The organism is Allobosea sp. 2KB_26, assembly GCF_052115715.1.
Classification (GTDB): domain Bacteria; phylum Pseudomonadota; class Alphaproteobacteria; order Rhizobiales; family Beijerinckiaceae; genus Allobosea.
Genome location: NZ_JBFRHE010000003.1, coordinates 128,957 through 152,276, shown reverse-complemented (window position 1 = coordinate 152,276; position 23,320 = coordinate 128,957). Strand labels below are relative to the sequence as shown.

Annotated in this window: 16 protein-coding genes; 12 read left to right on the top strand and 4 right to left on the bottom strand. The window is 65.7% G+C overall.

Annotation, left to right across the window (positions count from 1 at the left end):
- Positions 1 to 45: 45 nt before the first annotated feature.
- Positions 46 to 522: a CYTH domain-containing protein gene (locus tag AB4099_RS11475; RefSeq protein ID WP_441478167.1), complete on the bottom strand. Its 477-nt coding sequence runs from the start codon at positions 520 to 522 to the stop codon at positions 46 to 48.
- Positions 523 to 1,068: 546 nt separating this feature from the next.
- Between AB4099_RS11475 and AB4099_RS11470 the strand changes: the two genes are divergently transcribed.
- The 8 genes from AB4099_RS11470 to AB4099_RS11435 all read left to right on the top strand — a co-directional run bounded on the left by AB4099_RS11470 (position 1,069) and on the right by AB4099_RS11435 (position 9,717).
- A complete protein-coding gene (locus AB4099_RS11470) occupies positions 1,069 to 2,112 on the top strand; it encodes a PhnD/SsuA/transferrin family substrate-binding protein (RefSeq protein ID WP_441478166.1) in 1,044 nt (347 codons plus the stop codon).
- Positions 2,113 to 2,120: 8 nt separating this feature from the next.
- Entirely contained in the window at positions 2,121 to 3,005 is an 885-nt protein-coding gene (locus AB4099_RS11465) for an ABC transporter permease (RefSeq protein ID WP_441478165.1), read from the top strand.
- Positions 3,002 to 3,745: an ABC transporter ATP-binding protein gene (locus AB4099_RS11460; protein WP_113516268.1), complete on the top strand. Its 744-nt coding sequence runs from the start codon at positions 3,002 to 3,004 to the stop codon at positions 3,743 to 3,745. The genes AB4099_RS11465 and AB4099_RS11460 overlap by 4 nt, the downstream gene beginning before the upstream one ends.
- A gap of 24 nt (positions 3,746 to 3,769) precedes the next feature.
- Positions 3,770 to 5,119, top strand: a complete 1,350-nt coding sequence (locus AB4099_RS11455; RefSeq protein WP_441478164.1) for an LLM class flavin-dependent oxidoreductase — start codon at positions 3,770 to 3,772, stop codon at positions 5,117 to 5,119.
- Positions 5,120 to 5,397: 278 nt separating this feature from the next.
- Positions 5,398 to 6,672: a M20/M25/M40 family metallo-hydrolase gene (locus tag AB4099_RS11450; RefSeq protein ID WP_441478163.1), complete on the top strand. Its 1,275-nt coding sequence runs from the start codon at positions 5,398 to 5,400 to the stop codon at positions 6,670 to 6,672.
- Positions 6,673 to 6,886: 214 nt separating this feature from the next.
- On the top strand, positions 6,887 to 7,768 hold the full coding sequence (locus tag AB4099_RS11445; protein WP_441478162.1) for an amino acid ABC transporter permease: 882 nt from the start codon (positions 6,887 to 6,889) through the stop codon (positions 7,766 to 7,768).
- Positions 7,765 to 8,544: an amino acid ABC transporter ATP-binding protein gene (locus AB4099_RS11440; RefSeq protein WP_441478161.1), complete on the top strand. Its 780-nt coding sequence runs from the start codon at positions 7,765 to 7,767 to the stop codon at positions 8,542 to 8,544. Before AB4099_RS11445 ends, AB4099_RS11440 begins: the two co-directional genes overlap by 4 nt.
- A gap of 342 nt (positions 8,545 to 8,886) precedes the next feature.
- On the top strand, positions 8,887 to 9,717 hold the full coding sequence (locus tag AB4099_RS11435; RefSeq protein ID WP_113516264.1) for an ABC transporter substrate-binding protein: 831 nt from the start codon (positions 8,887 to 8,889) through the stop codon (positions 9,715 to 9,717).
- A 35-nt stretch (positions 9,718 to 9,752) separates the two neighbouring features.
- On the opposite strand, the gene AB4099_RS11430 is transcribed toward AB4099_RS11435, so the two are convergent.
- The gene (locus tag AB4099_RS11430; RefSeq protein WP_113516263.1) at positions 9,753 to 10,718 is read right to left on the bottom strand and encodes a LysR family transcriptional regulator; all 966 of its coding nucleotides are present in this window, start codon (positions 10,716 to 10,718) and stop codon (positions 9,753 to 9,755) included.
- 148 nt (positions 10,719 to 10,866) lie between these two features.
- Positions 10,867 to 11,583 carry a carbonic anhydrase gene (locus tag AB4099_RS11425; protein WP_441478160.1) on the bottom strand — a complete coding sequence of 239 codons (717 nt, stop codon included), beginning with the start codon at positions 11,581 to 11,583 and terminating at the stop codon, positions 10,867 to 10,869.
- A 420-nt stretch (positions 11,584 to 12,003) separates the two neighbouring features.
- Between AB4099_RS11425 and AB4099_RS11420 the strand changes: the two genes are divergently transcribed.
- From AB4099_RS11420 to AB4099_RS11410, 3 genes are all read left to right on the top strand, one after another.
- Positions 12,004 to 13,791: a peptide ABC transporter substrate-binding protein gene (locus AB4099_RS11420; RefSeq protein ID WP_441478159.1), complete on the top strand. Its 1,788-nt coding sequence runs from the start codon at positions 12,004 to 12,006 to the stop codon at positions 13,789 to 13,791.
- A gap of 294 nt (positions 13,792 to 14,085) precedes the next feature.
- The gene (locus AB4099_RS11415; protein ID WP_441478158.1) at positions 14,086 to 14,703 is read left to right on the top strand and encodes a GyrI-like domain-containing protein; all 618 of its coding nucleotides are present in this window, start codon (positions 14,086 to 14,088) and stop codon (positions 14,701 to 14,703) included.
- 149 nt (positions 14,704 to 14,852) lie between these two features.
- Entirely contained in the window at positions 14,853 to 15,527 is a 675-nt protein-coding gene (locus AB4099_RS11410) for a phosphoribosylanthranilate isomerase (RefSeq protein ID WP_441478157.1), read from the top strand.
- Positions 15,528 to 15,573: 46 nt separating this feature from the next.
- Here AB4099_RS11410 and AB4099_RS11405 read toward each other — a convergent pair whose 3' ends face one another.
- The gene (locus AB4099_RS11405) at positions 15,574 to 19,134 is read right to left on the bottom strand and encodes an autotransporter domain-containing protein (RefSeq protein ID WP_441478156.1); all 3,561 of its coding nucleotides are present in this window, start codon (positions 19,132 to 19,134) and stop codon (positions 15,574 to 15,576) included.
- Between the two features lie 189 nt (positions 19,135 to 19,323).
- Here AB4099_RS11405 and AB4099_RS11400 point away from each other — a divergent pair, with 189 nt between their 5' ends.
- Positions 19,324 to 23,307, top strand: coding sequence for an AAA family ATPase (locus tag AB4099_RS11400; RefSeq protein WP_441478155.1), 3,984 nt, complete (start codon positions 19,324 to 19,326; stop codon positions 23,305 to 23,307).
- Positions 23,308 to 23,320 lie beyond the last annotated feature (13 nt).

Here is a 23,320-nt window from a genome sequence, read left to right as displayed (position 1 = left end):
GGCTAAACCAGAAAGGCCCGTGGCGCCCTGGGAGAGGGGCCGAACTTATGGCGACGCTGGAGGCGGAACGTCCCCCTCGGCGAGCGCGGCATTCCGGTAGCGAGGATCGTTCGTGACTTCGAGGCCGATCCAGGACGGACAATCGACATGCTGCGTTGCCTCTGTCAGTTCGACCTCGGCGAGGACGAGCCCCGCATAGCGGCCTGCGAACACATCCACTTCCCAGGTCAACGCGCCATGATCAACCCTGTATCGCGTCTTTTCGAGGGGTGGACCTATGCACAGCGTCCGCAGCATTTCCTCGGCCTCCGCGACGGGGATTTCGTATTCGAGTTCCGGGCGGGAAAGACCATGGGTCTCCCCCTTGATGGTGAGGAACGCCTCATTGGCAGCACAGCGGATGCGGACGCTGGTCGTGCCCTTCGGCGTAAGATAGCCCTGGCGCAGGGGCTGCCCCGGTCCGGCCCTCTCACGCCAATCGTCGGCGATGACGAGGAATTTGCGTTCAATCTCTGTGCCCATGTCCGGTTCAGTGCTGGGTCTCGTGAGGGTCACCAGCCATAACCTGCTTGGCATTCCCGGGGAACATGACCCGCGAAGGGACATCGCGGTTTCGCACCAGACCGAAAGCCGTATCGTGGATTGGGGTTCGGCCGCGAAGGTGGAGGCCGGCCTGATCCGTGCCCTTTGCGACGACGCAGATCTTGGCGGCCGGGCAGGGGGCTTCCCCGCCGCGAGGATGCTCCCTCTGGTGGCGTGCCTCGCGCCCGGGCAGCGCTGTCCAGGCCGTCCTCGTGGCCGGGCGCTTTTGAGGTAGGCGCTGCGTACTCGCTGCCCCCCTCGCAGCTGCGGCGAACAATTTGCTCTGTAATCGCGCTTCCGGAGACATAATCTTTCGCAGGGCAGCAGCGTTCTCGCATCTGCAGCTTAAGGAGAATGCTGTTCGTCATTCCAGCGTATTTCAGAAAGAACATTCCGTTTGACTAAAAGAACAATTCTTCGTCAGTATTTCGACGGCCGGTCACGACATTCGTCCCTGGTCGGCGACGAAACGAGCGAGGAAAAACCATGTCGAGCGATGCGCTTTCCGTAGGGGCACGAGGGCCGAGGCGCCGCACGATCCTGACCCTGTCGATCCTGCTCTCCATCGTCGCGCCCGGCTTGGCGGCGGCCCAGGGGTTGCCGGCGCCACTCGCGAAGGCTCCGGTCGGCACGAAGCTCGTCGTCGCGGACCAGAACGAGGCACTGCAGACTCTGATGCGGGCGTCCGGCGCCCATGACAGGCTGTCGAGCCAGGTGACCTATGCCAATTTCCTCGGCGGTCCCGCCATTCTCGAGGCCTTCCGGGCGGGGGCTCTGGATCTCGCGACCGTCGGCAACACGCCGCCGATCCAGGCCCATGCGGCCGGCGAGCAGATACCGATCGTGGCGGCGCGAACCTCCTCGGAGACCGACTATTCGCTGGCCGTGCGGCCCGGCTTGACAATCGCCTCGCTGGAGGAACTGCGCGGCAAGAGCATCGCCTATGGCGAGGGGACGGGCCGTCAGCCCTTCGTTCTCAATGCGCTGAAACTCGCGGGGCTGACGAAGAAGGATGTGCGGCTCGTGCCCTTGCGGGCCGCCGATTTCCCGGATGCGGTGCGGACGGGGCAGGTCGATGTGGCGGCGCTGAACGAGCCGCATTTCTCGCGCTATCTCGCCGATTTCGCCGATCGCGGCGCGAGCGCCCTGCCGAAGGAACAGAACGACCGCCTGCCGAAGAGCCTGACCTATCTCTATGCGAGCAAGCGGGCCCTGGACGATCCGGCCAAGCTCACAGCCATTCGCGAGTTCGTGGCGGCCTGGATCGATGCCAACCGCTGGTCGCATGCGAATGCCGAGAGCTGGGTCGAGGCCTATTACGTCAAGCGCCAGAACCTCAAGCCGGCGGATGGGCGCAAGATCGTCGAAGCCGAGGGGCGCTTTGAATTTCCCCTGCTCGCCAGCCTGATCCCGAAGCAGCAGGCCTTGATCGACGTTATCCATGAGGCAGGCGACCTGCCGAAACGTCTCGATGCGCGCGAGGAGTTCGATCTGCGCTTCGACGACATCATCGCCGCCAAATCCAATTGAGGCTGTCCATGTCCGATCAAAGCCACGCGCTCATTGCGACGGCCTATTCGGTGCCCTTCGCCGCGATTGCGGGCGTTCCGGCGCAGGCTCACCCGGCTCCCCCTGCGCAGGGCAAGCTGCCGAAGCTGGCGCCGGGCCGCCTGCCCACGGGCGCCATCCTGTTCGGGCCGGTCGCGCTGGTCGTTCTCTGGGAGCTCGCCTCGCTGACGGGGTGGCTCTCGCCGAAATTCCTCGCGGCGCCGTCGACCGCCCTGTTCACCGGCTTCGAGCTGCTGCAATCGGGCACGCTTGCCGACCATTTCCTGGCATCGGCGGGGCGCGCCTATCTGGGGCTCGGCATCGGCGTCGCGATCGGCCTGCTGCTGGCGCTCGCATCCGGTCTCAGCCGGATCGGCGAGGCCTCGATCGACGGCCTCGTCCAGATCAAGCGGGCGATCCCGACGCTTGCGCTGATTCCGCTCGCGATCCTCTGGCTCGGGATCGGCGAGGGGATGAAGGTCGCCCTGATCGCCTCCAGCGTCTTCGTACCGATCTATATCAACACCCATGCGGCCCTGAGGGGCATCGATATCCGCCATGTCGAGCTCGCCCGCAGCGTCGGGCTGACGCGCAGCGCCTTCCTGCGCGAGGTGGCGCTGCCTGGTGCGTTGCCCGGCTTCTTCACCGGCCTGCGGCTCGCCGTGACCACCTGCTGGACGGCGCTCGTCGTGCTCGAACAGATCAATACCAGCCAGGGCATCGGCTATCTGATGAACCGCGCCCGTGACTATGGCCAGACCGACATCATCGTGGTCGGCCTCGCGATCTATGCGGTGCTGGGCCTTGGCTCCGATTTCGCCGTTCGGTTCTGGGAGCGCAAGACGCTGTCCTACCGCAAGGCGCTGGCGTCATGAACGCCTCGGCCCATCCGCTTCACCTGCCCAAGGCGGATGCTCCCGCGGTCAGCCTGCGCGACGTCACGCGCCGCTTCTCCGGCCGTAGTGTGCTCGGGCCCGTCTCGCTGGATTTCGCCGCGGGCGAGTTCGTCGCGCTCATCGGCAAGAGCGGTTCGGGCAAAAGCACGTTGCTGCGCGCCATCGCCGGGCTCGACGATGGTGTCGAGGGCGACGGCACGCTCACGGTGCCAGCCGACCGCTCCGTCCTCTTCCAGGATTCGCGGCTGCTGCCTTGGAAGAGCGTGCTGCAGAATGTCGTCTTCGGCCTGCATGCGGCCGACAGTAACGCTCGCGGGCGGCAGGCGCTGGCCGATGTCGGCCTCTCCGGGCGGGAGGACGCATGGCCGAACGCGCTCTCCGGCGGCGAACAGCAACGGGTGGCGCTCGCCCGCTCCCTGGTGCGCCAGCCGCGCCTGCTGCTGGCCGACGAGCCTTTTGGGGCGCTCGACGCACTGACGCGGATCCGGATGCACGATCTGCTCTTCCGATTGATCCGGCAGCATCGCCCGACCGTCCTGCTCGTCACCCATGACGTCGACGAAGCGATCAAGCTCGCCGATCGCGTGCTCGTCATCGACGAGGGGCGCATCACCCTCGACCAGCCGGTTTCCTTGGCCCACCCGCGCGCCAGGCACCCGGGCTTTGCTGCGCTGCGTGGCGAACTCCTCGCCGCGCTCGGCGTCACCGACCCGATTTGACCCGCCACCCGAGAGAGCGAACCCATGACCCGTGAACTTCACCTCAATCTGTTCATCAACGGTCGCGGCCATCACGAAGCGGCCTGGCGCCATGACGGCTCGGCACAGCAGGCGCTGACCGACATCGCCTATTACCGCGATCTGGCGCTGGCGGCCGAGGCAGCAAAACTCGATTCCGTCTTCTTCGCCGATCATGTCGCGCTGGGCGACGAGCTGGAACATGCGGCGCGCGGCGAACTTGAACCGCTGACCCTGCTCGGCGCGCTCTCGGCGCTGACTGAGCGCATCGGGCTGATCGCGACGGCCTCGACGGCCTATAGCGAGCCCTATAATCTCGCCCGCCAGCTCGCCTCGCTCGACCATCTCAGCGGCGGCCGCATCGGCTGGAACATCGTGACCTCCTGGGCGCCGGCGGCCGCGGGGAATTTCGGTCAGGAGCGGCAGGCCGGAATCGACCAGCGCTATGAGCGGGCGCATGAGTTCGTCGAGGTCGCCTCGAAACTCTGGGACAGCTGGGCGCAGGACGCGATCCTGGACGATCGCGAGACCGGGCAGTTCGCCAGGCCCGACCGGATCCGCCGCGCCGACCATCGCGGCACGCATTTCGGCGTTGCCGGCGCCCTGAACATCCCGCGCTCGCCGCAAGGCCGGCCCGTCTTCGTCCAGGCCGGCGCCTCGACCGATGGCCGTGCTTTCGCCGCCCGCTATGCCGAGGCGATCTTCACCGCGCATCTGACGAAAGAGAGCGCCATCGGCTTCTATTCCGACATCAAGACGCAAGCCCGCGCGCTCGGACGCCGCGGCGACCAGATCGTCATTCTACCCGGCATCAGCGCCGCGATCGGCTCGACCGAGGCGGAGGCGAGGCGGGTCTGGGAGGAGCTGAACGAACTGTCTCACCCGACTGTCGGCTTGTCGCGCCTCTCGAACCGCTTCGGCGGCTACGACTTCTCGCATCTGAAGCTCGACCAGGTTCTGTCGGTCGAAGATTTTCCCGATCCCGCGCAGGTGCAGGCCTCGCGCAGCCGGGCGCAGGCGATCACCGCCCTGGTCGGGCGCGAGCGGCCGACGCTACGCGGGTTGCTGCACAGCCTCGCCGGAGCGCGCGGGCATTTCACCGCGACCGGCACGCCCGAGCAGATCGCCGGTGTGATCGAGGATTGGTTCGTCTCGGGCGCGGCCGACGGCTTCAACGTCATGCCGCCGATCCTGCCGAGCCAGTTTGCGCTCTTCACCAGCGAGATCGTGCCATTGTTGCAGAAGCGTGGGCTCTTCAGGACGGACTATGGCGAGGGTACTTTGCGCCAGCGCCTGGGGCTCGATCCGGTGCCGAGCCAATTCGATCGGCAGGAGCCTCTGCAAAGGACGGCGTGATCGGCTGACCCTGGGCGCCGCTTCCCGGCGAGCGAGGGGAAGGGCGCACATGGCCAGCGACCTTCATGCAACTCCAGCGGAATAATCGCCGACTGGGGGGCCAAGGAGAGCTGCCCGCTCGGGCCGGGCCTGCGAATCCAGGCCGCCCCGGACAAAAGCAGGAGGGCTAATCTTATTCATTAATTTGGCTAATAGTCATATCGCTTCGTGCTGTGACTGGCATTCATCCCTCGGACGAAATCGCAATGCCTCGGGCTTGCACCACCGCCGAGAAACGCATGCCATCCAGCACCGAAAGCCTTAAGGCCGAACTCTGCCAGGTCATTGACGACCGGCGGGACGAATTTCTCGCTCTTCTCCAGGATTTCCTGCGCATCCGGAGCGTCAATCCGCCGGGCGACATGCGCGAGGCGGCCGATTTCGTGCGCGGCATTCTCGCCCGCTTCGGGCTTCCCCACCGCACGGTCTCCTGCCGCTACGACATGCCCAATATCCTGGCGCGATGGGATGCCCCCCGGCCCGGGCGCCATCTCGTCCTCAACGGCCACATGGATGTCTTTCCGGTAACGGACGACGCCTTGTGGGCGGCGGAGATCGTGGAGGACCGCATCGTCGCCCGCGGGGCGTCCGACATGAAGACCGGAACGCTCGCCTCCATCCTGACCTATTGCCTGCTTCACCCCTACCGGGATCGTCTGAACGGCGCCCTGACGCTGACCGTCGTATCGGATGAGCAATCGGGCGGCCGCTACGGTACCAAGTTCCTGTTCGACGAGCATGCGGACGCGATCACCGGCGATTGCTGCCTGAACGGCGAACCGAGCGGGCTCTCCAATGTCCGCTTCATGGAAAAGGGCACGCTGCGCTTCTCGCTGTCGGCTAAGGGGCCGGGAGGCCATGGCGGCTATCCGCACCGGGCCAACAATCCGATCGAGCAGGTCACCAACGCGGTTCACGCGATCTATCAGCGCTACCACCGGCAGCTTGCGACGCTGCCTCCCGAGATCGACGCGATCCTGATCTCTCCCGAAACCATCGCGGCGGCCGATGCCAATCTCGGGAAGGGGGCGGCGGACAACGCGCGGCGCATCACGGTCAATGCCGGCATCATCGAGGGCGGCCAGAAGGCGACGCAGATCCCGACGCAATGCTCCGTCCACCTGGACATGCGCTTCCCGATCGGTCCGGATCGCGACCGGATCCGGGGCGAGCTCGAGAGCCTCGCCTCCGAGTTCGGCTGCGCGCTGCTCGTCAACGAGGACCACAGCTATCCTGCAAGCAGCACCGACCCGTTCGGTGAGATGGCGACGATCCTGCGCGACAACATGAAGGGCCTGCTCGGCCACGACGCGCCGCCCGTCTGCAGCCTGGGCGGAACCGACACGCGCTATTGGCGCTGGCGCGGCATCCCCGCGCTGATCTGCGGGCCGTCCCCGATCAGCATGGGCACCGATGAGGAACATGTCACGCTGGACGAGGCGATCGCCGTCCTCAAGCTGCACGTGATGTGCGCGGTCGACTATCTCGGTCGCCCCACGAGCCCGGCCACCTAGGGTATCGGCCCGAAAAGTGGAATCCGGTTTTCGGAGAGATCCGATGCCCAAACAAAGAACTGGATCGCCGCTCCTGCGTACGACCGGACGCAGGGCGATCTAGGCCGGCCTGCACGCGCCCTGGCGCTCCGGGGCCGCCAACACTCAAGGGGGATCAGTGAATGAGATGCATCGCATGCGCGTTGCTGGCTGGCTGCTGCGATCGGAGCCCGCCATGACACAGACAGCCACGATGGCAGCGACCGGCCCCGGTGAACTGCCTGCCGATGAATTTCGCATCGCTCACTACACCATCATGCCGCAGCGGCACTACGGGCGCTTCCTTGCCGCTGCCGCGATCCTCGCCATTCTCGCCGCGATCGCGCGGGCCTTCGCGATGGGCGACATCGAGTGGCGCTATGTCGGGATGTTCCTGACGGCTCCCGCCATTCTGCACGGATTGGCCAATACGATCGTGCTGGCGGTCTTCGCGATGGTCCTGGGGATCGTGCTCGGGGTCGTGTTCGCAGTCATGCGGCTGTCCAAGAATCCGGTCCTGCGCATCGTCGCCATTGGCTATGTCTGGCTCTTCCGGGCGGCGCCTGCGCTCCTTCAACTGCTGATCTGGTTCAACCTCGCGCTGATCTTCCCGCGCATCGCCTTTCCCGGGCTGTTCGATGTCCGGACGGTGGACGTCATGACGCCGTTCGTGGCCGGCCTGCTCGGGCTTGGCATCCAGCAGGGCGCCTACACCTCCGAAGTCGTTCGCGCCGGCCTCCAGTCGGTCGATCAGGGCCAATATGAAGCCGCCCAGGCGATCGGCATGACGCGCATGCGGATGTTGCGCAGGATCGTCATGCCCCAGGCCATGCGTGTCATCGTTCCACCGGTCGGCAATGAATTCATCGGAATGATCAAGCTCACGTCTCTGGCGAGCGTGATCCAGTACTCCGAGATGCTTCATGCGGCGCAGACAGTATACTACGCCAATTCCCGTGTCCTTGAACTCTTGTTCGTCGCTAGCATCTGGTATCTCGGGATCGTCAGCCTGCTGAGCTTCGGCCAGAGCTTCGTCGAGCGGTATTTCGGGCGTGGTGACAGGGGAGGTCGTCGATGACGATCATCAACGCTGCGCCGCTGGTGCGGGCCATCGATATCCGCAAGACCTTCGGTGACTTCGAGGCCCTGAAAAACGTCACGCTCGATATCAGGCGGGGTGAGGTCGTCTGCGTCATCGGCCCGTCGGGCTCGGGAAAGAGCACGTTCCTGCGCTGCATCAACCAACTCGAGCAGATCGATGGTGGAGCGATCTGGGTCAATTCCGAGCTCGTCGGATACAGGCGGGACGGGCAGAAGCTCTACCACCTCAAGGATCACGAGATCGCCCGCCAGCGCCGCTCGATCGGCATGGTGTTCCAGCGCTTCAATCTCTTCCCGCATTTCACGGCGCTGGAAAACATCGTCGAAGGGCCGGTGCAGGTACTGGGCGAGGAGCCTGGCCAGGCGCGCGAGCGGGCCCGGGCACTGCTGGCCCAGGTCGGCCTTGCCGACAAGGAGAACGCCTATCCGAGCCAGCTCTCGGGCGGCCAGCAGCAGCGGGTGGCGATCGCACGCGGCCTGGCCATGAGGCCCGACCTGATGCTGTTCGATGAGCCGACCTCCGCACTCGATCCGGAACTTGTCGGCGACGTGCTGCAGGTCATGCGGGATCTCGCCAGGAGCGGCATGACGATGATCGTCGTCACCCATGAGCTCGCCTTCGCCCGCGAAGTCGCCGATCGCGTCGTCTTCATGGACAGGGGCGAGATCGTCGAAGTGGACCGGCCGGAGCAGCTGCTGTCCACGCCGAAGCACAGGCGCACCCAGGAATTCATCTCGGCCGTCCGCGTCTAGAGCATCGGATCGAAAAGTGGAATCCGGTTTTCGAAAAATCCGATGCCCAACAAAGAGTTAGATCGCCTAGCCTGCGTCCGAACGGACGCATGGCGATCTAGAGCATCGGATCGAAAAGTGGTATCCGGTTTTCGAAAAATCCGATGCCCAACAAAGAGTTAGATCGCCTAGCCTGCGTCCGAACGGACGCATGGCGATCTAGAGCATCGGATCGAAAAGTGGAATCCGGTTTTCGAAAAATCCGATGCCCAACAGGGATCTAGATCGCCTGGCCTGCGTCCGAACGGACGCATGGCGATCTAGCGCCGGCCGTTCGCTTTCAACACAGAAGAGGAGTGGGAAATGAAGATCCATGCATGTGCCGTCGCGGCTTTACTCGCCAGTTTGTCCTGCGCTCACGCGCAGGCCGTGCCGGAAAAATTCAAAACGGCCGGAAAGATCGTTATTGCCACCGTGGCGAACTATCCGCCCGTCACCTTCAAGGATCCGGCCACGAACACGCTGAGCGGATACGACATCGATGTCGGGAACGCGATTGGCCAGCGGCTCGGCGTCAAGGTGGAGTGGCAGGAAACCAGTTTCGAGCAGATGATCAGTGCGGTCACGACCGAGCGGGTCGACCTGATCCTGGCCGGCATGAACGATCTGCCCGAGCGGCGCGAACTCATCGATTTCGTCGATTACATGCAGTCAGGCGTGCAGTACTTCGTCCAGCAGAAGCGGACGGATGAATTCAAATCCGTGGCCGACCTCTGTGGCAAGACGGTTGGAGCCAGCCGCCGAACCAATTTCCCCAAGGAGATCGAGAGCTGGAGCCAGGAGAACTGCGTCAAGTCGGGTAAGCCGGCGGTCAAGATCCTGGGTACCGAAGGCTCGGCCGATGCGCGGGCTCAACTGCGCCAGGGGCGTATCGACGCCGGCGCGCAGGGGAATGAAACCCTGCCTTACCTGATGGGTCTCGAAGCCAATACCTACAAGCTCCTGGGAGAGCCGTTCGCGATGACCTATCAGGGCATCGGCGTCTCCAAGAAGAATCCCGGGCTGCGGGACGCGGTGGCTGCAGCGTTGAAGGCGATGATTGCCGACGGCAGCTACCAGGCGATCGTCGACAAATACGGCGTTCAGCCGAGTGGGCTCAAGAGCATCGCGATCAACGGCAAGCCGCTGGACTGATCCGGAGGACGGCAAGCAGGAGGAAAGGCAGGAGTTCAGCCTTTCTCCTGCTCGAACAGGTGGAACTGATCCCCCATCCACGGCGCCATGTCGCGGAGGAGGGGGAGGGCCTGGGTCCGCAGGAGTTTGCAGAGAAGCTGAGCCACCTCCTGCGGGATCGTTCCGAGCTCGGACTTCCGGGCATAGAGGTCAACACGCCGCCTCAGTTTCATGGCCGGCAAGGCGACGAGACGCGTTCCGCGCAGCCGCTCCCGCGTCTGCAGGGCAATCAGCGGCGTCGTGATCGTCCAGCCCAATCCGGCGGACACCATCGTCGCGATCGTGTCCGCCGTGTCGCTTTCGAATTCACGGGGAAAATCGAGCCTGCGCTGGCGGATCGCCTGCTCGATCTGCCTGCCTGCGCTGGTCCGCTGGGTGTGACGGATGAAGCTGAGACCCTGGAGATCCGCCAGGCTCGCGACGGGCTTGTCCCAGGCCTCCGGCAGTAGCAGGGCAAAGGGCTCGATCAGCAGGGGAATGGTGAGCGCCACGTCGGTTTCGCGCAACAGGTCGACGCCGATCAGGATGTCGATCTCCCGGCTGCGGAACTGCTGTTCGCTGACCCCGCGCAGGTTTGCGAAGAGCGAACAGCGCTTGAAGGAATGGCCGAGTTCGCGCACGAATTGCGGACCAACGACCGTGGTCAGCGAAGCGACCATCGAAATCCTGAGGGTCGGCGTCGCGTTTCGGCTCATCCGACGCAGATTGATGTCGAGCTCGGTGGCCTCGGTGAGCAGCGCTTCCGCACGTTCCAGCAGCATTCGGCCTGCCGTGGTGACCTGAACCGGACGAATACTGCGGTCGATCAGCGAAACCTCGAACTCCTTCTCCAATGACGCTATGACCTGGGACACGGCGGATTGAGTGAGTCCGAGCATGCGTCCTGCTTCCGTAAGCGTTCCGGCGGAAACAGCGGCCCGGAAGATCTCCAGCTGACGCAGGTCAAAGCCAAGTTTGCGCACGCCAGTTCCCTGTTCGATCGACTTGCGGGGAGTGTTCCCCTCACTTTCCCCGCGTGCCTAACGGAGAGGGCATGAAAGCGGAAGTCGAGAGAAGGGCAGATCGCGCGGCTCACTCCCGAGGGGGGCGACCGGCGCCTCCCTCCAAGCGTCATACCAGCGTGATCTTGCCGCTCGCCAGCTCGTAATGCGCCCCGACCACCTTGATCTTCCTGCTTGCGACGAACTCCGCGAGGATCGGCTTGGCGGTCTCGAGCCGGCGTCTGCCGCGGCGGACATTTTCCGTGATCGCTGCGGCGAGGAGGTCGTCCGGCTTGCCGGCCTTGGCGGCCTCGACCGCCGGCCTGATCTCGCGCACCATCTCCTGCAGGTGGCCCGGCAGGGTCGCCTTGTCCCGCACGACCTTGATCGTGGCGTCGACCGCGCCGCAGCCCGAATGTCCAAGGGCCATGACGAGCGGCGTGTTGAGGTATTTCACGGCATATTCGAGGCTGGCCAGGCCATCGTCATTGACGAAATTGCCGGCGAGGCGGACCACGAAGAGGTCGCCGGGGCCCTGGTCGAAGGCGAGTTCCGGCGAGACCCGCGAATCCGCGCAGCTCAGGATCGCGGCGACCGGATATTGGGCGCTGGCGCGGGCGGCCCGGCCGGCCGAATAATCCTGGTTGGCAGGAGTATTGGCCGCATAGCGCGCATTGCCCTCCATCAGCCGCTTCAGCACCTCGTCCGGCGAGATCGCATTCTGCGGGGGCGCAGCCTGGGCGAAGGCCTGCCGGGGCAGGGCGGCGGCGCCGGCAAGGGCCGCCATGCCGGCAAAGAGGCCCCGGCGGGACAGGCCTGACACGGGCGAGCAGCAGAGATCACACATGACGAAGGACTCCTCCATAACGGCCTGCATGGCGTGCAGCCCGGCCGCTGTCACCCTTGCGGCCAAGTTCGCCTGCGAAGCAGGCGCCGTCATTACTGCTACAGGACAGCGATGCTGCGAAGCCCAAATTGCGCACGGGGTGAAGCGTTGCTGCACGCCCACCGACAGCCTCGGCATTGCCAATTGGGTCGCATCCGGTGTCCGGCGCGATCGTACTGCGCGGCATCCGCATATCCGACTTGTGCCGGGCGCGGACCTTAAGCGCCACCTTAGCCGATTGCCTTAAGCCGGGCTTAATTCTGTAGCTCTTACCACGAGCATTGGGTCCAAAGCATCGTCTCGTTTTAGACTCAATAAAAGAAGGCTGGATCTGGCCAGTATAGTGGCTGGTATCTTGTCATGTGAATCCGAGGGTAAGTCATGAATAGTCAAGATATCCAGGGGATGGTGAACAATCTGAAGGAAGGGCGCCTTTCGCGGCGGTCCTTTATTCAGAGAATGGCGGCTGTGGGTATCACGGCGCCGATCGCGAGTCAGATCCTTGCCTGGAACGGCGTCGCGATGGCGAACGCAACGATCGAATACAAGCCGACGAAGGCTGGCGGCGGTGGACCGTTGAAGATCCTGCTCTGGCAGGCTCCGACCCTGCTGAACCCGCATTTCGCCTCCGGCACCAAGGACCAGGTCGCCTCGCGCGTCTTCTACGAGCCGCTCGCCGGCTGGGACAAGGAGGGCAATCTCTTCCCGCAGCTCGCGGCCGAAGCTCCCACAAAGGCCAATGGCGGCCTCTCCGAGGACGGCAAGAGCGTCACCTGGAAGCTGAAGCAGGGCGTGACCTGGCATGACGGCAAGCCGTTCACGGCCGATGACGTCGTCTTCACCTGGGAATATGCCGCCGATCCGGCGACCGCCGCCTACACGACCGGCGCCTACAAGGACATCAAGGTCGAGAAGATCGACTCCCACACCGTCAAGGTGATCTTCAAGGAAGCGACGCCGTTCTGGGCCGATGCTTTCGTCGGCGTCGCCGGCATGATCATCCCGAAGCACCATTTCGGCGAGTACAAGGGCGCCAAGTCGCGCGAGGCTCCGGCCAACCTGAAGCCCGTCGGCACCGGCCCCTACAAGTTCGTCGACTTCAAGCCGGGCGACGTCCTCACCGGCACGCGCAACGAGAATTACCACGTTCAGAACAAGCCGCATTTCGACACGCTCGAGGTCAAGGGCGGTGGTGACGCGATCTCGGCGGCGCGCGCCGTGCTGCAGACCGGCGAATACGACTATGCCTGGGATACGCTGGTCGAGGACGAAGTTCTCAAGCGCATGGAGACGGGTGGCCGCGGCAGGATCAGTGCAGCGCAGGCCGGCGACGTGGAGTTCATCACCCTGAACACCACCGATCCGTGGACCGAGGTCGACGGCGAGCGTTCGAGCGTCAAGACCAAGCACCCGACGCTCAGCGACCCGGCCGTGCGCCAGGCGATCAACCTGCTGATCGACCGCGACTCGATCCAGAAGTTCATCTATGGCCGCGGCGGCATCGCGACGGCGAGCTTCGTGAACCAGCCGAAGCAGTTCAAGTCGGAGAAGCTGAAATACGAGTTCAGCCTCGAGAAGGCCAACAAGATCCTCGACGACGCCGGCTGGAAGAAGGGCGCCGACGGCATCCGCGAGAAGGATGGCAAGAAGCTGAAATTCGTCTTCCAGACCTCGATCAACGCGCCGCGTCAGAAGGTCCAGGCGATCGTCAAGCAGGCCTGCCAGCGCGCCGGCATCGATCTCGAGCTGAAGTCGGTGACCGCGTCCGTGTTCTTCTCCTCGGACGTCGCCAACCCCGACACCTATACCAAGCTCTATGTCGACATGGAGATGTACACCACGACGCAGCCGCAGCCCGATCCGGAGCGCTTCCTGAACCAGTTCGTGTCCTGGGAGATCGCCAACAAGGAGAACAAGTGGCTCGGCCGCAACGTCTCGCGCTACTCCGACCCGGCGGCTGACGAGGCCTATAAGGCCGCGCAGAAGGAACTCGACCCGGCCAAGCGCGCTGCGCTGCTGATCAAGGTCAACGAGATCTTCTGCGAGGCCAACGTGATCCTGCCGGTCCTGTCGCGGACCAAGGTCGTCGCTGCGGCGCTGACCCTCGCGCATGATCACAGCGGCTGGGACGTCGACACCTGGAACCTCGCTTCCTGGTATCGCAACTAAGCACGAAGCGGCCCTTCACCGGGACATCTCGGTAAGGGGCCGCAACCGATATCTGCGGCGCCGGCATCCGCCCGGCGTCGCGACCTCGTCGTGGCAGGGCCCGGCGGGATTCATCGACCGGGCGTTCTGTGAGACCTGGCCGATGCCTGACTTGGTTTGCCAACCGACCTGGCCTGCGCTGAAATTCAAAGTTTGGTGGCGGGCATCGGGCCTGTTCCGTGAGCGATCGCTGCCATTCATCGTCAAAGAACGATCGTTTCGGTGGCAGTGACGCCAATGAGGACGGCTCCGAAGATGGCGAAGATCGATTTCAAGAATGCCCTTAGACCACTCTATGACCCGCCCACCGGGCACTTCGCCTTGGTCGACGTGCGGCAGATGCCGTTCGTGAAGGTGAACGGCGAAGGCGATCCCAACACCGCACCGGCTTACCGTTCGGCGATCGAATGGCTCTACGGCGTCAGCTACGCCATGAAATTCGCCGCAAAGGCTGAGCTCGGCACGGATTATGTGGTGCCGCCGCTGGAAGGATTGTGGTGGGCCGACGATCCCCGGAGCTTCATCACCCGTCAAAAGAACCAGTGGCGCTGGACGATGATGATCATGGTCCCTGATTTCGTCACCCATGACATGTTCGAGAAGGCGGTGATGAAAATGGGCGGCAAGTTTGGCCAGCCCCCGCAGAGCCTGCGCCACGAATCCTATGCTGAAGGGCTCTCGCTCCAGACCTTGCATGTGGGCAGCTATGATGAGGAGGGGCCGGCCCTGGCCCGGCTCCATGATGAGGTGATGCCGGGCAAGGGGATGACCTTCAACGGCCCGCACCACGAAATCTATCTGAGCGATCCGCGCAGGACTGAAGCGGGGAGGCTCAAGACGGTCCTTCGCCAGCCGGTGAAATTCTTGGCGTAGGGCGGGGCGGAAGTCGGCTCCTGCCCCCTCGGCAATGTCTGCTTGCTGGCAATGTCTGTGTCCACGAGCACGAAGGCTATCCGCTGTCGGTTCAACTGGGGCGAGGAGGGGAGATTGCGTCATGAACCGATTTGGCGGATTGCTGGCGCATGAGAACCCGGATCAAGGTTTGCGGGATCGCGTCAGCCGATGAAGCCCGCCTGGCGGTAGCGGCTGGCGTCGATGCTCTCGGCTTCAATTGCGTGGGGCCTTCCAGTCCTCGCCATGTCGCGGACCCGACAGTCGCCGCGATCACGACACTCACGCCGCCTCCCGTCGCGACATTCCTGCTGACCGTCGAGCGGACAGCCGACGCGATCGCCGCCCATGTGCGCCGGACGCGTCCGAGCACGGTCCAGATTCTCTGGAACATCGATCCGGCCGAGTCCGCCCGTCTGGCCGTGATCGAGCCTGATCTGCGCCGCGTTCAGGTCGTCCATGTCGAGAGCCGCGCAGCGCTGGAGCTGATCCCGGCCTACAGCCCCCATGTTCACGCCTTCCTGCTCGACTCAGGGAGTCCGAACGCAGCGACGCCGGAGCTGGGCGGCACTGGACGCCCGCATGACTGGGCGATCAGCGCCGAATTCGTCCAAGCCAGCCCTCTGCCGGTGTTCCTCGCGGGCGGGCTTACCCCGGCCAATGTCGGCGACGCGATCCGGCAGGTCAGGCCGTTCGGCGTGGACCTGTCTTCAGGTGTCCGGACGGCAGGCCAGCTCGACCCGGTCAAGTTGGCGGATTTCGCCTTGGCCGTGCGTAAGGCGGATGACGCTCTGAACCCGGCCTAGAGGCGGGCGCGCGATCCACGGCTCCGGAATCGGCCTGTGCTCGCCTTCAGAACCGGATGTCGATGCGTCCCTTGAGGGCGTGATCGCGGGTTCGTTCGCCTATGACAGCGGAATAGCTGATCCCGACCGTGGTCGAGGCGATGGCGCGCCAGTCGAGCCCGGCTTCGGCGACCAGCGCATTGCGATCGATGGCCGTCGCGTAAACCGAGGCCGGGGTCGTGCCGGCAAGGAAAGCGGTGGTAGCCTGCGGCGTCAGCTCGCCAAAGCCATAACGCCAGCCAAGCAGGCCGCGGGCGAAGAGCGGCATCGTGCCGATCTGCGCCTCAGCGCGCAGGCCGAGCGTCGCGAAGCCGAGATTTTGGTCGCCGGAGAAGACCCGCAGCGCGGCCGCGCCTCCCTGCTCAAGGCCGGAGCCGGAGGAGACCCTGAGCAGGACGAGCTGGGCGATGGGCTCAAGGGCAAAGTGCTCGAAGCGAAAGGCATAGCCGAGCTCGGTGAAAGCCTGCACCACGTCGGTGTCGCGCTGCGAGGACAGCCTGTCACTAAAGCTGCGGAGCTGGACCTGGCGGGTCAGGTTGGTCTCGCCGAAGGAATAGCCGAGGCCGCCATCGAGCCGCCAGGCGCCGAGACGGGCGCCAGCGTAGAGCGCGGCATGGCCGCTCTCGAGCCGGCCGGAGGACAGCCTGGCATCGACATCGAAATTCGAGCGGGTGTAGCCGCCGGCGACGCCGAGCCTGAGCGAGCCCGCAGCCGTATCGTAGAGCTTGAGGTCGGCGCCGAGGATGGCGCCGCCGGTGCGCTGCGAGAGGCTCGCCGCATTGCCGTCGCCATTGCTGTTGGCTTGGGCTCCCACCGCCTCGCCCCAGATTGCGAAGCGCTCCTCGAAGCGCGGCGCCGGCAGCAGGGCCGCGCCCTTGGTGCGCGGCAGGTCGGCCGTGAACTCGGCCGCGACGTTCTGGCCCGGCGCCACCAGAAGCGGCCCGCGCAGGCGCCCGAGGATGGCCTCGCGCAGCAGCCGGCTTTCGCCGATCGCAACCGCGACGCCCTGGGCATGGGCCTCGCCCGAGAGCTGGTCGAATCCGGCGCGCGCCTCATCGGCTGTGGCCGAGAGCAACGCATCATAGACGCGGTTTCCCGCTCCCAGCCCCTCCGCCGCGACCGCGATCCCGCTCTGGTTGCGCGTTCGGGCGATGAAGGATCCGCCGCCGCCCGGCCCGAACGACGTGCCGTTGCGGCTCATCGTCAGAGTGACGTTCTGCGGGTCGTAAGCCAGCGAGGGCGTCAGGAAGGCGAGGTTCGAGCTGACGCCGGCGAACTGCCCGCTGACGCCGCCGCCCGCCGTCAGGATGGTATAGGTCGTCGAGGCCGCGTAAGTGCCGTTCTCTGCCAGGACCTGGACGGCGCCGCCCGACAGCGTCGCCGCACCCGAGGCATTGATCCTATCGCTCTGTCCGGCCGCATTGATCTCGACCTGATAGGTCGAGCCGGCGGCGAAGGCGACATTGCCGGCAATGGTCAGCGTGCCGATCGAGTTGCCCGGCGCGACCGTACCGCCGCTCGTCACGGCAAGGCCGCCGAGCGTGCCCGAGCCCGCGAGCGTGCCGCCGCTGTTCACCGTCGCCGCGCTCGCGATCGAGCCGTTGACGACGAGCGTGCCGGCATTGACCGTGGTTGTGCCGCTAAAGCTGCTGGCGCCCGAGAGCACGAGCGTGCCAGCGCCGGCCTTGGTCAGGGACCTGCCGTCCCAGCCGGTTGCGGCATTGGGCGCCCTGTCTGTCAGCGCCGCGCCGACATCGAACCTGTCGGCGGCATTGGTCAACGTGAAGGTGCCATGCGCGAGCGAGTTGCCCGCAGTCCAGCTCAAGCCATAGCTGGCGAGAAATTGCTTGCTGTCGGCCGATTTGCCGGTCGCCAGCGTCAGATAGTCCACCGTCCCGTTGAAGCCGCCGACCGTGACCGTGCCGAAGTCGCCGCTGATTCCCGAGCGCGTATCGATCAGGACCTTCTCCAGGCCGTTCGCGTCGCCGATGCCGCTGAGGTCGAAGGTGACATTGCTGCCGAGCGTGACGCGTTCGGCCTGGAGGAGGGGACCGCCCGTAGAGGCCATGACCGACAGTGCCGTATTGTTGGCGAAGCCGACATCCTGGGCGACCTTCACCGTCGCCAGGCTCTGGATCGCCAGGCTGCCGCCGGTCACATTGATGCCGCCCGCCAGAGTGTAGGTTCCGGCTGCTGCGCCGGTCCCGAATTGCAGCGCGCCGCCAGATACCGTCGCGTTGCCGCCGGAGCCGAGGCCGGCCGCGTTCGCGACGACTAGCGTTCCGGCCTTGACCTGGGTCGTGCCGCTGCGCGTCACGGCCTTGTCCAGTGTCCAGGTGCCGCTGCCCTGCTTGACGAGCGCGCCGGTGCTGAAACTGGTCGTGCCGCTGACGGCCGCCGAATAGAGCTGAGCGCCCGCGCCATCGAGCGTCAGCGTGGAGGCAGCGTTGGTGCCGATGCCCAGATTGCCCGTGATGCTGGAGCCGGTGAACAGCGTGACGGTGTTGGTGCCCGCGGAGCGCAGCGCCACATTGCCTTTCAGCGCGCCGGAATTGCTGAGCGCGGTGTTTCCGCCGATCGCCTGCACCGATGCCGTGCCCTCGATGGTGGCGCCGGCGCCGTTGGTCACCGTGCCGCCATTGATCAGGCGCACGCCGGCCGAGGGGCCCTTGATGAGGCTGCCCGACCCGGTATTGGTGACCGTGCCCGCCGCGCCGCTGATGCCCACGCCCGCGGCAAGGGCGTCTGTGCCGTCGGCGATGATCGAGCTTGCCGTGTTGGTCACCGTGCCGCCATCGGCAAAGCTCACCCCGTAGAGCTTGCCCGTGATCGTGCCGCCGCCTTGGTTGGTGACAATGCCCAGGCCGGCGACGATCTCCACGCCATGTCCCTGGTTGTCAGCGGTCACGCTGATGCTGCCGCCGGTGTTGGTCACCGTGCCCGCACCCCAGATGCGGACGCCGCCCAACCCGCCGGCAATGCTGGCGCCGGTTCCGTTGGTCACCGTTCCGTCGGTATTGATGAACACGCCGAGGCCATCAGTGCCGGTGGCGCGGATGGCGCTCCCGGCGCCGAGATTGCTCACGTCACCCCCCTTGTCGAGCAGCACGCCGTGGCCGACGGCTGTGATGGTGCCGCCCCGGTTGGTCACCGAGCCGCCATCGCCGAGTTGCGCGCCGGCGGAATCCCCCTCGATCCGCCCGGTGGCTGCGTTCTCCACCGTGGCGAGGCCGGTCGTGGACAGCACGCCAGCCTGCCCTGCAGCCGTTCGCGAAAGCGTGCCCGCATTGCTCAGCGTGCCCCCGTTATTGAGGGTGATTTCGTTGCCGATGCTGACGCCGGCATTGATCGCCAGGGTGGCGCCAAGATCGGCGCTGTTGTCCACAGTGACGGTATCGCCGCCGAGCTGCGCGTCGGAGCTCACGACCAGAGTACCATTCGTCACGAGGGTCTGGGCGTAGCTGCCCGCGCCCGGAAGCGTCAGGACCAATCCCGCCAATGCGGTGGTGGACAAGAGCCACCCGCGACGCAAACCGCGCGTTGCGCTGGTCAACAAGGTCGATGTCATCAGTCCATCTCACGCATGCAAAACACCGCTGTCCGGCGCAGCGATCTCTGGCTATTGTTTAAGTTCGGCCACCGTCGTCGGGGCGTTACTGCGCCGTGACACGAACGTTAATTCTGCCTGCCTCTGCGTTCGCGCCGGGCAGAACCTGTGCTTTTCGAGAAGGATTGACGTGTTCGTGTTGCCGGCAGAATGAAGGACGGTGTCGCTCTTCCCAAATTCCGTCTCTCGCTGCTCGGACGATTCGAGCTGGCAACGCGCGATGGCATCGTCCGGCTGCCGAGCCGGAAATTGTCGGGGTTGTTGGCCTATCTGGCCTGCACGGCGCCTCAACCCCAGCCGCGTGAAAAGCTGGCCCATCTGCTTTGGGGCTCGCATTTCGAGACGCAGGCCCGGCAGAACCTGCGGCAGGCGATCTTTCGGCTGCGCCGGATTTTAGGCCAGGAAACGCTCGTCAGTACCGACGACGAGGTCTGGCTTGCGCCCGGTGCGATCGATTGCGATGCTGTTCGCTTCGAGGCGTTGATCACCGAGGGTGGGGCTGCGTCGCTCGCGGCGGCCGCCGATCTCCACCGGGGTTCGTTCCTGGCCGACCTGAATATCGAAGAAGACGCGTGGCTGAGTTGGCGCGCCTCGCTGCGAGGACGCCTCGAAGGCCTGGCGCTCGACGCGATGGTCAGCGCGAGCCAGGGCGCGATGCGGGCGGGGAACGAGGAGGCTGCGCTCAAGGCGGCTCATCGGGCCATCCAGGTCAATGCCCTGCGCGAGGATGCGCATCGGGTCGCCCTCCACGCGCTCGTCGCCATGGGACGCAAAGCCGAGGCGCTCAGGCATTATCAGGATCTGGCTGCGTTGCTGAGGCGCGAGCTCGGCGCAGCGCCCGATGCGGTCACGCAAGCGCTGGCGGCGGAGCTGCGCAGCGCAACGCCAGAGGCTGCGCCGCGGACGAGCGGCGAACGGCATCCTGCACTCTCCGGGACAGTCGAACCGCCTGTCGCGGCAAGGATCGTCGCGGCGCGAGACGGCGAGGCTCCTGCGAAGGGGCTTCGTCCGGATGCTCGCGAGCAACGCCAGCTGACCATTCTTGTTTGCGATCTGGTCGGCGCGATCAGCCCCTCGGTGAGCTCTGATCCCGAAGATATCCACGATCTGATCGCCGCCTTCCACGCGACCGTCGCCGATGTCGCGGCGCGATTTGGCGGCTTCGTCGCCCATTACCAGGGCCATGGCGTTGTCGTGTATTTCGGCTATCCGGCCGCCCATGAGCATGATGCCGAACGCGCCGTGCGCGCCGGCCTTGCTCTCCTTGCCGCCACCATCGGCGGCCTGGCCGCGCCGTTGGCCGGGGCGCTGCAGGCGAGTGTCGGCATCGCCACCGGGCTCGTTGTCGTCGGGGAGAAATCGACAGCGGACAAGAACCGGCAGCATGTCGCGACGGGGGAGGCCCCGGCCCTGGCAGCGCGTCTGCAGGGCAGTGCGGCAGGGGGCGAAGTCGTCATTGCCGCGAGCACGCAGCAGCTTGTGGGTCGACAGTTCGCCTGCCGGGCGCTCGCGGCCCGCAGCGGCTCGCAACAGCCGGAAGCATGGCAGGTGCTTGAAGCATGGCAGGTGCTTGGCGAGATCGCCGGGGTGAGCCGCTTCGATGCCCGGCGCGGTGCGGTTCTGAGCCCGCTCATGGGCCGTGAGGAGGAGATCGCGCTGCTTCTGCGCCGCTGGGATCAGGCCGGTGCGGGGGAAGGGCGTGTCGTTCTGATCTCGGGCGAGCCTGGCATCGGCAAGTCGCGCCTGGCCGAGAGCGTGCCGGCCCGGACCGGCTCCGGGCCCGATTCCCTCCTGCGCTATTCCTGTGCTCCGCATCATGCCCAGAGCCCGCTGCACCCGTTCATTGCCCGCATCCAGCAGGATGCCGGCTTCGGCCCCGGCGACAGTGCCGGCGCGAAGCTCGACAGGCTGGAGGCGTTGCTTGCGCCGACATCGCTCGATCTGCCGCGCGATATGGCGCTCTTCGCCGAGCTGACCGGAGTGCCGCTGGAGGACCGCTACCCCGCGCTGGCGGCCAGTCCGCAACAGAAGCGCGAGATGACGCTTGGCCTGCTCCTCGACCAGATCGAGCGCGCCGCAGCCCGGAAACCGGTCCTGATCCTGTTCGAGGACGCGCACTGGATCGATCCGTCGTCGCTCGACCTGCTCGAGCGCTTGGTGACCCGCGCCGCCCGGCTGCCCCTGCTGCTGCTGGTCACCTGCCGGCCGCAGTTCCAGCCCGGCTGGCTCGACCAGCCACATGTCACCGCGCTGTCGCTCAGCCGCCTTGGCCCGGGCGACAGCGCGGGCATCATGCGCGGCGTGGCCGGGGAGAGGGCGCTCCCCGATGCGGTCGTCGGCCAGATCATGTCGCGCACGGATGGCGTGCCGCTGTTCATCGAGGAGTTGACACGCTCGCTTCTCGAAGGCGGGCTGTTGCGTCAGACCGGGGACGGCTGGGTCCTCGACGGGCCGCTGCCGTCAGTGGCTATCCCGACGACGCTGCAGGCCGCGCTGGCGGCCCGACTCGACCTGCTCGGCCCGGCAAGGGACGCAGCCATGATCGGCGCTGCGATCGGTCGCGAGTTCTCACACGAGCTGATCGCTGCGGTGTCGGGCCTTGCCGCCGCGGAGCTCGAGACGGCGCTCGCGCGGCTCGTGGAATCCGGCCTCGTCTCACGCCGCGGTGCATCTTCAGGGCAAGGCTACGTCTTCAAGCACGCGCTCGTTCAGGACGCTGCCTATGCCACGATGCTGAGGAGCCGGCGACGCGACCTGCATGCGAAGATCGCCCGGACGCTGATCGATCAGTTCCAGGCCTGGGCCGAAGACCAACCCGAGCTCGTCGCGCACCATTTCACGGAAGCCGCGCTCGGCGGCGAGGCGGTCGGCTACTGGCTCAAGGCAGCCCGGCTGGCGCAGGCGCGCTGGGCCAATCGCGAGGCCGCGGGGTTTTTCGAGCAGGCCTTGCGCGTTCTGGCCACACTCCCTGAGACCCGGGAGACGCACGAGCAGGCCATCGATCTCCGGTTCGAATTGAAGGCGTCGCTTCTCCCGCTCGGACAATTCGACCGCATCATCGGCCATCTTCGCGAGGCCGAGAGCCTGGCCACGCGCCTGGATGATCAACACAGGCTGGCGCGGTTCGCCTTCCATATGTGCCAGACCCTGGCGCTGGGCGGCGATCCGGCGGAAGCCGCGGGTTTTGGCCAGCAGGCGCTGGCGCTGGCGGATTCGCTCGGCGACGTTCCGCTCCAGATGGCGGCGACCCTGATTCTCGGGACGGCCTGCTTCTCGACGATGGCATTCCAGCAGGTCGAGCCGCTTTTCGTGCGAGCGCTGGAATTGCTCGATCGTCAGCCCCGCTTCGAGCGATTTGGTCTCGCTGGATATCCAGCCGTGACGGTCCGCGCTTTCCTGGCGCGCATCCATGCCGAGCAGGGCAGGTTCGAGCAGGGCATCCTGCATGGCGAGGAGAGCATTCGCATCGCGCTGGCGGTCGATGACCCCCTCGGCCTGACGATCGCCTATTGGTGTCTCGCCGACCTCCTGGTCATCCGCGGCGAGTTCGCCGAAGCCATAACGCGGTTGGAGCGCGCTTGCGTCGTGGCTCGCGAGTTCGACCTGCCCTTCATGGCCGCGGGCAGTACCGGCACGCTCGGCTATGCCTATGCCCTGCTGGGGCAGACCGAACGAGGCCTGCCTCTGCTGGAGCAGGCGTTGAGCGCTCTCGAGGCCATGGGGCATCGCTTTGGCCAGGCCCTGTTCCTGGTACCCCTCGGGGACGCGCATTTGCTCGCCGGCCAGCATGCGGACGCTCTGAGATATGCCGGACGGGCTCTGGCCACGGCGCGGGAGAATGGTCAACGTCGTGGCGAGGCAGGGGCCCTCCATCTGCTTGGAGAGGTTATGGTTCGCACCGGATCCGCCGCACAGGCCGAAATTCACTACCGCGAGGCGCTCGTGCTCGCGGCGGAGCTTGGACTGGGCTCGCTTGTCGCGCGCTGCCATCATGGCCTCGGACATCTGCACCTGCGTGCAGGCCGGCTGGCCGAGGCCCGCGAGCAGCTCGAGATCGCCACGACGATGTACCGCGATATGGGAATGCGTTTCTGGCTGGATCAGGCCACTAAAGCGGCGGATCAGTTACAATAGCCGGCGGCCTGCG